Here is an 11,887-nt window from a genome sequence, read left to right as displayed (position 1 = left end):
TGGGGGCCCCCTCCACCATGCACCGGAAGCTTAGCTGGCCGAATCGGACCGATGGCCGCATGGCCGGACAGCTTGGCCGGATCGTCTTGTCGGGCAGGCGCCGGCGCTGGTTAGACTGGGGACGCCATCAAGGATGACCAGCCCGGAGACAACGCCATGCAGCCCTACCTCAAGCCCAGCCGCTTCGTTGATAGTGACCACCCCGGGGTAATCGAGTTCGCTCTAAATCACCGCGGCGACGGCGGTACTCCGCTGGAGCAGGCGGTGGCCCTGTATTACGCGGTGCGCGACCAGATTCGCTACAACCCCTACGTGTTCAGCCGCGACCCGCAGACGCTCAAGGCCAGCCATGCGCTGGAGGCCGGGCAGTCCTACTGCGTGCCCAAGGCCACGCTGCTGGCGGCCTGCGCCCGGCATTGCGGCATCCCCGCGCGCATCGGCCTCGCCGACGTGAAGAACCACCTGGCCACGCCGCGCCTGCTGGAACTGCTGCGCAGCGAGGTGTTCGCCATGCACGGCTACACCGAGCTGTTCCTCGAGGGCCGCTGGGTCAAGGCCACGCCGGCCTTCGACATCGGCCTGTGCGAAGCCTTCGGTGTGCTGCCGCTGGAATTCGACGGACGCAACGACAGCGTCTTCCACCCCTTCAACCGCGACGGCGAACGGCACATGGAATACCTGCGCGACCACGGCCAGTTCCCCGATGTGCCCGAGGAGTTCTTCTTCGGCTACCTCAAGCAGTGCTATCCGCACCTGTTCACCGGCGAGGACGCGCCGCTGGCCGGCGACATGCGCAGTGAGGCGGCAAGGCAGTAAAGCAGTCGCCCCTGAAAGCAATCGCCATGAACGCAATCGCCCATGAAAGCAATCGATAGTAACCATCAGTACGTGTGTCTTTTTTCCTCGCGCTGTTGCCGGTAGGGTGCCGTCATCCGAAATCGCGTCCGTTGGGCGCGTGACCATCGAATGACGACAACAAGAGAGGCGCAGCATGCTCAAGATCTGGGGCCGGAAGAATTCCTCCAACGTGCGCAAGGCGCTCTGGTGTGCGGAGGAGGCCGGGCTGGCCTATGAACGGATCGACGCCGGCGGCGCTTTCGGCCTGGTCAACGACGAGCCCTACCGCTCGCTGAACCCCAACGGCGTGGTGCCGACCCTGGACGACGAGGGTTTCGTGCTCTGGGAGTCCAACACCATCGTCCGCTACCTTGCCGCTCGCTACGCCCCGGTCCTGTACCCGCAGGACCTGCAGCAACGCGCCAGCGCCGAGAAGTGGATGGACTGGACCACCTCATCCTTCGCCGCGCCATTCCGCACCGTATTCTGGGGTACCCTGCGCACCCCGCCGGAGCAGCGCGACGCCGCCGCCATCCAGGCCGCCATCGATAACTGCGTGGCGCTGCTGGCGGTCCCCGAGGCTGCACTGGCGAAGCAGCCGTACCTCACCGGCGAACAATTCGGCATGGGTGACATTCCGCTGGGCAGCTTCATCTATGCTTGGTTCGAAATGCCCATCGAACGCCCGGCACAGCCGCATCTCGAAGCCTGGTACGCACGCCTGAAGGCGCGCCCGGCCTACCGTGCGGCGGTGATGACCGACCTGACCTGAATGCCTGCGCGTGCCCCGGAGGTTGCAATCCTCGCGGCGTACCCTTATCAAGCAGGCCTTTTTTCCAAAGACATGCGTCTTTCCACCGACTTGCAACGGGAAAACCCATGAGTTCCGCGCTGTCCATCCGTCAACTGACGAAGACCTACGGCAACGGCTTCCAGGCCCTCAAGGGCATCGATCTGGACGTCGCCGAGGGCGATTTCTTTGCCTTGCTGGGCCCCAACGGCGCCGGCAAATCCACCACCATCGGCATCCTCTCCACCCTGGTGAACAAGACCAGCGGCACGGTCAACGTGTTCGGCCATGATCTGGACAAGGACCCGTATGGCCTCAAGCGCTGCCTGGGCGTGGTGCCCCAGGAGTTCAACTTCAACCAGTTCGAGAAGGTGTTCGACATCGTCGTCACCCAGGCCGGCTACTACGGCATCCCGATGAGCGTGGCCAAGGGCCGCGCCGAGAAGTACCTGACCCAGCTGGGCCTGTGGGACAAGCGCAACTCCGCCTCGCGCGAGCTCTCCGGTGGCATGAAGCGCCGCCTGATGATCGCCCGCGCGCTGGTGCACGAGCCGCGCCTGCTGATCCTCGACGAACCCACCGCCGGCGTGGACATCGAACTGCGCCGCTCGATGTGGAATTTCCTCACCGAACTCAACCAGGAGGGCATCAGCATCATCCTCACCACGCACTACCTGGAGGAGGCCGAGCAGCTGTGCCGCAACATCGCGATCATCGACCACGGCACCATCGTGGAGAACACCAGCATGCGCAAGCTGCTGAACAAGCTGCATGTGGAGACCTTCTACCTCGACCTGCAAGGCACCCTGAGCGAAGCGCCGAAGCTGGACGGCTACCCGGTGCGGCTGGTGGATGACCACACGCTGGAGGTGCAGGTGGACAAGTCGCTGGGCATCAACGGGCTGTTCGTCCAGCTCAACGCCCAGGGCCACCAGGTGCTGAGCCTGCGCAACAAGAGCAACCGCCTGGAGGAACTGTTCGTGTCGCTGGTGGAGAAGAATCTGTCGAAGGTGGCGGTATGAGTCACGAACTGCGCGCCAACTGGGTCGCCCTCAACACCATCGTCTACCGCGAAGTCCGCCGCTTCCTGCGCATCTGGCCGCAGACCCTGCTGCCGCCGGCGATCACCATGGTTCTGTACTTCGTCATCTTCGGCAACCTGATCGGCCGGCAGATCGGCGACATGGGCGGCTTCACCTACATGCAGTACATCGTGCCGGGGCTGATCATGATGTCGGTGATCACCAACTCCTACGGCAACGTGGTGTCGAGCTTCTTCGGCAGCAAGTTCCAGCGCAACATCGAGGAGCTGCTGGTGTCGCCGGTGTCGCCGCACACCATCCTCCTGGGCTTCGTCTGCGGCGGCGTGCTGCGCGGGCTGGCGGTGGGCGTGATCGTCACCATCCTGTCGCTGTTCTTCACCGACCTGCAGATCCACCACCTGGGCATCACCGTGCTGGTGGTGGTGCTGACCGCCGGAATCTTCTCCATGGGCGGTTTCGTCAATGCGGTGTTCGCGCGCAACTTCGACGACATCTCCATCGTCCCGACCTTCGTGCTGACGCCGCTGACCTACCTGGGCGGGGTGTTCTACTCGATCACGCTGCTGCCGCCGTTCTGGCAGACCGTGTCGCTGGCCAACCCGATCCTGCACATGGTCAACGCCTTCCGCTACGGCATCCTCGGCGTGTCCGACATCCGCATCGGCACGGCGGTGGTCTTCATGCTGGTGGCGACCGTGCTGCTCTACATCTTCTGCGTGCGCCTGCTGGTGAGCGGGCGCGGCATGCGGCAGTGAGCGGCGCGTTGCGCTGATGAAAAAGGCCCCGGTTGGGGCCTTTTTTTTGCGCCAGCTGCGACCTCGCTGCATTGGTTTGCCCTCACCCCAGCCCTCTCCCGGAGGGAGAGGGGGCCGCACGTGCCGGCTGACACTTTGGTTTCCACCTGTGCCGAACAGTCCCCTCTCCCTTTGGGAGAGGGTTAGGGTGAGGGGCTCTTAAACGGGAAACTCGATGACAAACCGCGTCCACCCCTCGGCCGACTCACAGCGAATCTCCCCGCCATGGGCGCGGACGATGGAGCGGCAGATCGCCAACCCCAGTCCGGCATGTTCGCCCTGGCCTTCGCGGCGGGCCGGGTCGGCGCGATAGAAACGGTCGAACAGGCGCGGCAGGCGGTCGGCGGGAATCTCCCGGCCGGGGTTCTCCACGCTCAGGCGGCCCGGCTCCAGGAGTACGCGAATCTGTCCGCCGTCCGGGGTGAAGCGCAGGGCGTTGTCCAGCAGGTTGGCCAGCACCCGGCGCAGCAGCGCACGGTCGCCCTGTACCGACAGCTCGCCGTCGCGCTCCAGGCGGATGGACTTCTCCTCGGCCAGCGGCCCGTAGAACTCCAGCAGCTCGTCCACCTCGCCGGCCAGCGCCAGCGGCTGGCTGCTGGGGCTGAGCAGGCCGTGGTCGGCCTTGGCCAGGAACAGCATGTCGTTGACCATCGTGGTGAGCCGCTCCAGCTCCTCCAGGTTGCCGTGCAGCGCCTCGCGGTAGTCCTCCAGGCTGCGCGAGCGCGACAGCACCACCTGGGTCTGGGTCAGCAGCCCGGTGAGCGGCGTGCGCAGTTCGTGGGCAATGTCGGCGGAGAAAGCCGACAGGCGCTGGAAGGCCTCTTCCAGGCGCGCCAGCATGGCGTTCAACTCGGCGGCGAGGCCGCGCAGCTCCTGCGGCATCTGCCCGGCGTCCAGGCGGGTCGTCAGCGAGTGCGCGCTGACCTGCGCCGCCACCTCGCTCATGCGCCTCAACGGTCGCAGGCTGGCGCGGGCGGCCCAGGCGCCGAGCAGGGCGGTGGCCAGGGCGGAGAAGCCCATGGTCATCCAGATCAGCCGCTGCATGCGTTGCAGAAAGTGCTGGTGATGGGTGATGTCGAGGATCAGCGTCAGCTGCACGCCATCACGTTGCCGGGCGTCCAGCGGGGCCTGCAATTCGCGAAACGATTGCTCCTCGCCGTTGGCCATGTTCAGCGCCGGGCGTTGCTCGAACCAGGTGGTGCCGTCAGAGCCCTGCAATCGCAGGCCGAGGTCAGGGTGGCGGCGCAGCTCACGGCGCAGTTCGGCGGTGTGCGGTGCCAGCTGCTGCGGGCCGCCAACATCGGCCAGCACGTCGCGGAAGATCGCCAGCTTGCCGGCCATCAGCTGATGGTCCAGCTCGATGAAGTGCGCCTCGCTGGCGCGGCTGAAGATGATCCCCGCCAGCAGCGACACGGCGGCGGTGCAGGCGGCGAACAGCAGGCTCAGGCGCAGGCCGAGGGACAGGCGCGCGCTCATGCTTCGCGCTCTTCCAGCACGTAGCCCATGCCGCGCACGGTGTGGATCAGGCGCTGCGGGAAGTCGTCGTCGACCTTGGCGCGCAGGCGGCGGATGGCGACTTCGATGACGTTGGTGTCGCTGTCGAAATTCATGTCCCACACCTGGGAGGCGATCAACGACTTGGGCAGCACCTCGCCGCTGCGGCGCAGCAGCAGTTCCAGCAGGGCGAATTCCTTGGCGGTCAGGTCGATGCGCTTGCCGGCGCGCTGCACGCGACGGCGCAGCAGATCCAGTTCGAGGTCCGCCAGCTGCAGGGTGGTTTCCTGGATTTGCTGGCCGCCACGACGCAGCAGCGTGCGCACGCGGGCCAGCAGTTCAACGAAGGCGAAGGGCTTCACCAGGTAGTCGTCGGCGCCCAGTTCCAGGCCGCGCACGCGGTCTTCCACGGCGTCGCGGGCGGTGAGGAACAGCACAGGCACGTCGCTGCCGGCCTGGCGCACCGCCTGGAGGATCTGCCAGCCGTCGCGGCCGGGCAGCATCACATCGAGGATCAGCAGGTCGTGTTCGCCGGCCAGGGCCAGTTGCAGGCCTTCGTCGCCATCGGCGGTCAGGTCGACGGCAAAGCCGGCCTCGCTCAGGCCCTGCTGCAGGTACTGGCCGATGCGCGGTTCGTCTTCGACGATGAGGAGTTTCATCCGGGTATCCCTTGTGGCGCTCGGGGCGCAGCTGTCATCAGGGTAATGGGGCGGTCAGCGAACTGACAGTGTCGGTATTGCAGACTGGCAGCGTGTTCATTTTCCAGCGTCATCGAGGAGCCTGCCATGCACCTGATCATCTCCACGCTGTTTGCCGTGCTGTTCTTCCCCGCCACGCCAGCCTGGGCTGACGGGGGAGGGGACATCACCTTCCAGCGCATGCAGGAACAGGCCGCCGCGGTGCGCCAGGCCTGCTGAATCCGATTCATCGTGCTGCCCCTTGCCCGCCCTCTGGCGGGCTTTTTTTCGCCCTCCTTATACCCCGCGCGGAACGCGAGAGCGCCAAGCTGACAGACTTGTAATCTCCCCGACAGGTAACTCTCAGCCGCCGACAGCGACCATGGCCACAGACCTTAAAGGAGAGTCGCCATGTTCCTGCGTCATCTGCTCCAAGCCTCCGTCCTCGGCCTCGTCGCCGCCATCAGCCTGCCGGCCCTGGCCGACGCCGGTCACGCCTACGACTTCGGCAAGCCGGCCAAGGCCGCCGAGGCCACCCGCACCGTCGATATCAAGCTGGGCGAGATGTTCTTCGAGCCCGAAAGCATCGATGTGAAGCCGGGCGAGACCGTGCGTTTCGTCATCCACAACACGGGCAGCCTGCTGCACGAATTCAACCTGGGCAGTGCTGCCATGCACGCCGGCCACCAGAAGGAAATGCAGCAGATGATGGACTCCGGGATGCTCACCCCCACCGGCATGCAGCACGACATGAGCCAGATGGATCATTCGAAAATGGGCCATGGCGACCAGCCGATGGGTCAGATGATGAAGCACGACGACCCCAACAGCGTGCTGGTGGAACCGGGCAAGACCGCCGAGCTGACCTGGACCTTCAGCAAGGCCACCAGCCTGGAATTCGCCTGCAACATTCCGGGCCACTACCAGGCCGGCATGGTCGGCAAACTGACCGTCAAGCCCTGAGCGGGAGCGCCGTGATGATCCGCGCAAGGGAATGGGCTCTGGGGGCGCTGCTGCTGGCACCGTTGGCGGTGCAGGCGGGCGTGTATGACCTGACGATTGGCGAGGGCGAGCTGAAGCTGTCCGACGGCGCCCGCAAGGCGCTCACGGTGAATGGCCGCACGCCCGCGCCGGAGCTGCGCTTCAAGGAGGGCGAAGACGTCGAGTTGCGCGTCACCAACACCCTCGATCGCGACACCTCGCTGCACTGGCACGGGCTGATCCTGCCCTACACCCAGGACGGCGTGCCGGGCATCAGCTTCCCCGGCATCAAGCCCGGCGAGACCTTCACCTACCGCTTCACCGTGAAACAGTCCGGCACCTACTGGTACCACGCCCACAGCGACTTCCAGGAGATCGAGGGGCTCTACGGCCCGCTGGTGATCGAGCCGAAGGCGCGCGAGCCGTACCGCTACGACCGCGAGTACACCCTGCTGCTGGCCGACTGGCACGACACCCGGCCGGAAACCGTGTTCGCCAACCTGAAGAAACAGAGCGACTACTACAACCGCAACCAGCGCACCCTGGGCGACTTCATCGCCGACTCCAGCGCCAATGGCTTCATGGCGACCGTGCGCGACCGCCTGGACTGGGGTGGGATGCGCATGGCGCCGACGGACATCGCCGACATCGCCGGCTTCCGTTTCCTCGTCAACGGCCAGGACAGCGAGCAGAACTGGACCGGCCTGTTCAAGCCAGGCGAGCGAGTGCGCCTGCGCATCATCAACGGCTCGGGCATGAGCTACTTCGACCTGCGCATTCCCGGCCTGAAGATGACCGTGGTGCAGGCCGACGGCAACGACGTGCAGCCGGTGACGGTGGACGAACTGCGCATCGCCGTGGCCGAGACCTACGACGTGATAGTCCAGCCGCAGGAAGACCGCGCCTACACCTTCTTCGCCGAAGCCATGGACCGCAGCGGCTACGCCCGCGCCACCCTGACCCCGCGCGCCGGGTTGCAGGCCGAGGTGCCGGCGCTGCGTGAACGGCCGCTGCTGACCATGGCTGACATGGGCATGAACCACGAGGGCATGGACCATGGCGGGATGGCGATGGCTGGCCCTGAGGCCGCGGATATGTCCGGCATGGATCATTCCAGCATGGCCGGCATGGACCACTCGCAGATGGCCGGCATGGATCACTCGGCCATGGCTGCGCCGAAGTCCGACTACGCACCGGGCAGCGGGCTGACGCCGCAGCCGGCCGAGCCGGGCAACCGCCTGCTGGTCTACGCGGACCTCAAGGCCATGCGCCCCTATGCCGACTACCGCGCGCCGGACCGTACCATCGAGTTCCGCCTGACCGGCAACATGGAGCGCTACTTCTGGTCCATCGACGGCAAGAAGTACTCCGAGGCCGATCCGATCCGCCTGACCTACGGCGAGCGGGTGCGCATCCGCTTCGTCAACGACACCATGATGACCCACCCCATGCACCTGCACGGCATGTGGATGCAGCTGGACAAGGGCAACGGCCGCTTCAACCCGCTCAAGCACGTGGTCAGCGTGGCGCCGGGCAGCACCCTGGACGTCGACGTGCCCGCCGATGCGCTGGGTGAATGGGCCTTCCATTGCCACCTGATCTACCACATGGCCGCCGGCATGATGCGCAAGGTCATAGTCGAGCCGGCTCCCGCCAGCGCCAGTCTCTGAGGAACCGCCATGAAACGCATAGCAACGGTGGCCTGCGCGGCGACCCTGGGCCTCGCCTTACCCGCTGAAAGTGCCGAGATGGATGACATGCCCATGGGCTCGCTGCTGATCCAGCGCCTGGAAAGCCGCTTCCACGGCAACGACCAGGCGCTGGGCTGGGAAGCCCAGGGCTGGTACGGCACCGACTACCAGAAGCTGCGCCTGAAGCTGGAAGGCGAGCGCGACGCCGGCGGCCCGGCCACCGACAACGAGGTTCAGCTGCTCTACCAGCGCATGGTCGCGGACTTCTGGGACTGGCAGGTGGGCGTGCGCCACGACGACCAGCCGGGACCGTCGCGCAGTTATGCGGTGCTGGGTATCCAGGGCCTGGCGCCGCAGTGGTTCGAGGTGGACGCCAACCTGTTCCTCAGCGAGCGCGGCGATCCGTCCCTGCGCCTGGAGACCGAGTACGAACTGCTGCTGACTCAGCGGCTGATCCTCGAGCCCTCGCTGGAATACAACCTGGCGCTGGCCGATGACCGCGACATCGGCGTGGGCGCCGGGAGCAGTGAACTGGAAGCAGGATTGCGCCTGCGCTACGAAGTGCGCCGGGAGTTCGCGCCTTACTTCGGCTACGTCTGGAGCAAGACCTACGGCCGCAGCGGCGACATCGCCCGCGCCGAGGGTGACGATGACGAGGAGGGGTACTGGGTCACCGGCGTGCGGATGTGGTTCTGATTGGCTCTACGTAGGATGGTGTGGAGCGAAGCGATACCCATCGATTCGGTGCGCAGGCAGCATGGGTATCGCTGCGCTCCACGCCATCCTACAAAGGCATGCGCTCTACACGCCTAGGTGCCCGGTTTGTCCGCCGGCTGCTGAAAGGGGCAACGGATTTGTATACACTCGCCGCCTCGCGTCACCACCGCATCGCCGATCCCGCAGGTCTTCCCTATGCAGCATCCCGCCGAACACTCGCCCCTGGGTAAATCCAGCGAATACGTCTCCACCTACGCGCCGGAGCTGCTGTTCCCGATCTCCCGCACCACCAAGTGGGCGGAGCTGGGCCTGACCGCGCAGACCCTGCCGTACCAGGGCGTGGACCTGTGGAACTGCTACGAGCTGTCCTGGCTGACCGCATCGGGCAAGCCGGTGGTGGCCATCGGCGAATTCGCGATTCCGGCGCAGTCGCCGAACATCATCGAGTCCAAGTCCTTCAAGCTCTACCTCAATTCGCTGAACCAGACCGCCTTCGACAATGCCGACGCTGTTCGTGCAGTGATGGAACGCGACCTGTCCGCCGCCGCTGGCGCGCCAGTGGGCGTGCGTGTGCGCGGCCTGGACGACGTGGCGAGGGAGGGCGTGGCCGTCATCGACGGCACCTGCGTCGACGACCTGGACGTCGCGGTGGAGAGCTACGACCACCCGCGCCCGGAGCTGCTGCGCTGCGACGACACCCGCCGTGTCGACGAAGTGCTCTACAGCCACCTGCTCAAATCCAACTGCCCGGTTACCGGCCAGCCAGACTGGGGCACCCTGGTCGTGGAATACACCGGCCCGGCGCTGGATGCAGCGAGCCTGCTGGCCTACGTCGTGTCCTTCCGCCAGCACCAGGACTTCCACGAGCAGTGCGTCGAGCGCATCTACCTTGACCTGCAGCGCCTGCTGCAGCCGACCCGCCTGACTGTCTATGCGCGCTACGTGCGCCGTGGTGGGCTGGACATCAATCCCTACCGCAGCAGCGAAGCCGTGCAGCCGGACAATCGCCGGTTGGTGCGCCAATAAGGCTTCGGTAAAACGCGGATACGAAAAACCCGGCCGCGGCCGGGTTTTTCTTGTCTGGTGGAAGCGAATCAGGGATCAGATCCCCATGTTCGCCAGGCTCTGCACGATGGAACGCAGCGTGCCGGCCAGCGTCGGATGGCTCGCCTCGAAGCGCTCCACGGCCAGGTTGACGTTGTCCATCAGGGTCTCGTCGGCCAGCGCCTCTTCGTTGGCCAGCTGCAACTCGATGTCCTTGATCAGGGCTTGCAGCGATTCGCGCTCTTCCGCGTTCAGCGGCGGCTGGCGCTCCAGCTGGTCGCGCAGGGCCTGGAGTTCTTCCTGGAGGCGTTGTGTCGGCATGGTGGTGTCCTTCTGCGGTACGTACCCAAAGATGGACCTCGCCCGACGGGGAAAAGGTCCATCGCCATGCCTTTGAGCTTAACTCGCCGCGCGCACCCTTGCCTGATGCCGATCAATTCGCAGGAGACGTTCGAGCAGCGGGAAGAAGTGCTCCAGCTCCGGCGTGCGCATGGCCGGGTCCTTGCCCAGGTCGTCCAGCCGACGCAGGGTCAATGCGTCCTGGGAGAAGGGCGCGTTGAGGAAGGCGCTGGAGCCGCGCTCGTCGAACGGCCCGCCCTGCAGCGCCAGGCTCTGCCGCGAAGCCCAGGACAGGCCGGCGTGGTAGGCCGGATCGACCGCGCAGAGGTAGCGCTTGGCGGCCACGTGCAGGCGGATCGGCTGCCAGACGGATTCGGGCAGCAGCTCGCGCAGCAGGTTGGCGCCGAATTCCTCGTGGCGCTGGTCCTGTTCGTCGATCAGCTGCGGGTCTTCATAAAGGTGGCCGATGTCGTGGAGCAGGGCGGCGATCACCAGGCTGTCGGAACAACCGGCGCGCTCGGCCAGGGTGGCGCACTGCAGCGCGTGCTCGGCTTGGCTGACCGCCTCGCCGTAAGGCTCTGCGCCGTGGCTGGCGAAGCGCTCGGCCAGCTCGTCGAGGAAGCGGTGGCGTTCGTGCTTCATGGCTTTTCTCCTTTCAGGCGGCGGCCGGCGATGTCCTGCAGGCAGGAATCCAGCTCGCCCAGATGATCGATGACCGAGTGCACGCCGAGGCGGTACAGGCCCAGCGTCGCCTGGGCGCGCAGGCGGTCGCGGTCGAGGTTGCCGAGGGCGTCCCAGTCTCCCGGCGCGTGGCCGCAAAGAGGGCCGCTGGCGGCCAGGCCGATGGTCCACAGGCCAGCGTTGAGACCCGCCTGGAGCAGGCGCGGCTGGCCGCTGACCAGCACGCAGCCGTCCAGGTGCGGGCTGTCCAGCTGTATCAGCGCCTGCCAGCAGGAGTCCGGTGCAGGCCATTGGCGCCCGGCGATGTCCAGGCCGGTGGCGAGGCGATTGTCGAGGGCGGCGGCCAGGTGCAGCGTGGTGGCGTTGGGCAGCTCATCGAGCCAGGCGCAGGGCACGCCGCGCTGGTGCAGTGTCTGCAGGGCGTCCAGGGCGCCGGGAGTGGCCTCGGCGTGGGCCTGGGCGGCGTCGTCCAGGGCGGACTGGAAGCGGTTGCGCTCCTGGGCATCGGCGCAGCGGCCCAGGGCAAGGTCCAGCGCGTCCTGCGGGGGCAGGGCGAGGGCGCTGGTCAGGCGTTCCGGCGGACAATCGGGGCAGGTACGTTGCAGGGCAACCGGCAGCGTCCTTGCGCCAAAGTCCACCAGGTCGCCCGACAGTCCGAACAGCAGGGTAGTGAAGTGCGGAAGGTCGGCGGTCGCAGGCATGGTGGGCTTTTCTGATAATTGGTCTAGGCCAGACTAGCGGGCCAATGTGACGGTCCGATGAAGTCCGCCGCCATGCCGTTATAATCGCCGCGCCTTTT

At 66.2% G+C, this 11,887-nt stretch carries 14 protein-coding genes; 9 read left to right on the top strand and 5 right to left on the bottom strand.

What is annotated here, in order from left to right; translation table 11 throughout:
- Positions 1-156: 156 nt before the first annotated feature.
- From ABKS89_RS19805 to ABKS89_RS19790, 4 genes are all read left to right on the top strand, one after another.
- Entirely contained in the window at positions 157-816 is a 660-nt protein-coding gene (locus ABKS89_RS19805; protein WP_348586754.1) for a transglutaminase-like domain-containing protein, read from the top strand.
- Between the two features lie 175 nt (positions 817-991).
- Positions 992-1,609, top strand: a complete 618-nt coding sequence (locus ABKS89_RS19800) for a glutathione S-transferase family protein (protein ID WP_348586753.1) — start codon at positions 992-994, stop codon at positions 1,607-1,609.
- Between the two features lie 107 nt (positions 1,610-1,716).
- Positions 1,717-2,649 carry an ABC transporter ATP-binding protein gene (locus ABKS89_RS19795; RefSeq protein ID WP_138214796.1) on the top strand — a complete coding sequence of 311 codons (933 nt, stop codon included), beginning with the start codon at positions 1,717-1,719 and terminating at the stop codon, positions 2,647-2,649.
- Positions 2,646-3,425 carry an ABC transporter permease gene (locus ABKS89_RS19790; RefSeq protein ID WP_081518608.1) on the top strand — a complete coding sequence of 260 codons (780 nt, stop codon included), beginning with the start codon at positions 2,646-2,648 and terminating at the stop codon, positions 3,423-3,425. The genes ABKS89_RS19795 and ABKS89_RS19790 overlap by 4 nt, the downstream gene beginning before the upstream one ends.
- Before the next feature lie 198 nt (positions 3,426-3,623).
- On the opposite strand, the gene ABKS89_RS19785 is transcribed toward ABKS89_RS19790, so the two are convergent.
- Entirely contained in the window at positions 3,624-4,940 is a 1,317-nt protein-coding gene (locus ABKS89_RS19785; protein WP_348586752.1) for a heavy metal sensor histidine kinase, read from the bottom strand.
- Complete coding sequence (locus ABKS89_RS19780) at positions 4,937-5,617, bottom strand: heavy metal response regulator transcription factor (protein ID WP_348586751.1); 681 nt, start codon at positions 5,615-5,617, stop codon at positions 4,937-4,939. Before ABKS89_RS19780 ends, ABKS89_RS19785 begins: the two co-directional genes overlap by 4 nt.
- 126 nt (positions 5,618-5,743) lie before the next feature.
- Here ABKS89_RS19780 and ABKS89_RS19775 point away from each other — a divergent pair, with 126 nt between their 5' ends.
- The 5 genes from ABKS89_RS19775 to queF all read left to right on the top strand — a co-directional run bounded on the left by ABKS89_RS19775 (position 5,744) and on the right by queF (position 10,050).
- Positions 5,744-5,875, top strand: a complete 132-nt coding sequence (locus ABKS89_RS19775) for a co-regulatory protein PtrA N-terminal domain-containing protein (protein WP_348586749.1) — start codon at positions 5,744-5,746, stop codon at positions 5,873-5,875.
- A 171-nt stretch (positions 5,876-6,046) separates the two neighbouring features.
- Complete coding sequence (copI, locus tag ABKS89_RS19770) at positions 6,047-6,598, top strand: copper-resistant cuproprotein CopI (RefSeq protein WP_348586748.1); 552 nt, start codon at positions 6,047-6,049, stop codon at positions 6,596-6,598.
- Between the two features lie 14 nt (positions 6,599-6,612).
- Positions 6,613-8,286 carry a copper resistance system multicopper oxidase gene (locus tag ABKS89_RS19765; RefSeq protein ID WP_348586747.1) on the top strand — a complete coding sequence of 558 codons (1,674 nt, stop codon included), beginning with the start codon at positions 6,613-6,615 and terminating at the stop codon, positions 8,284-8,286.
- A 9-nt stretch (positions 8,287-8,295) separates the two neighbouring features.
- Entirely contained in the window at positions 8,296-9,003 is a 708-nt protein-coding gene (locus ABKS89_RS19760; RefSeq protein ID WP_348586745.1) for a copper resistance protein B, read from the top strand.
- A 216-nt stretch (positions 9,004-9,219) separates the two neighbouring features.
- Complete coding sequence (gene queF, locus ABKS89_RS19755) at positions 9,220-10,050, top strand: NADPH-dependent 7-cyano-7-deazaguanine reductase QueF (protein ID WP_138214790.1); 831 nt, start codon at positions 9,220-9,222, stop codon at positions 10,048-10,050.
- Between the two features lie 75 nt (positions 10,051-10,125).
- On the opposite strand, the gene ABKS89_RS19750 is transcribed toward queF, so the two are convergent.
- The 3 genes from ABKS89_RS19750 to pcrP all read right to left on the bottom strand — a co-directional run bounded on the left by ABKS89_RS19750 (position 10,126) and on the right by pcrP (position 11,789).
- Positions 10,126-10,389, bottom strand: a complete 264-nt coding sequence (locus ABKS89_RS19750; RefSeq protein WP_024763885.1) for a DUF4404 family protein — start codon at positions 10,387-10,389, stop codon at positions 10,126-10,128.
- A 78-nt stretch (positions 10,390-10,467) separates the two neighbouring features.
- On the bottom strand, positions 10,468-11,049 hold the full coding sequence (locus ABKS89_RS19745) for a phosphonate degradation HD-domain oxygenase (RefSeq protein WP_138214789.1): 582 nt from the start codon (positions 11,047-11,049) through the stop codon (positions 10,468-10,470).
- Positions 11,046-11,789: an HAD superfamily inactivated hydrolase PcrP gene (gene pcrP, locus ABKS89_RS19740; RefSeq protein WP_348586743.1), complete on the bottom strand. Its 744-nt coding sequence runs from the start codon at positions 11,787-11,789 to the stop codon at positions 11,046-11,048. Before pcrP ends, ABKS89_RS19745 begins: the two co-directional genes overlap by 4 nt.
- Positions 11,790-11,887 lie beyond the last annotated feature (98 nt).

Source organism: Pseudomonas sp. LABIM340 (assembly GCF_040017195.2).
Classification (GTDB): domain Bacteria; phylum Pseudomonadota; class Gammaproteobacteria; order Pseudomonadales; family Pseudomonadaceae; genus Pseudomonas.
This window is presented reverse-complemented; position numbering and strand designations above follow the sequence as displayed.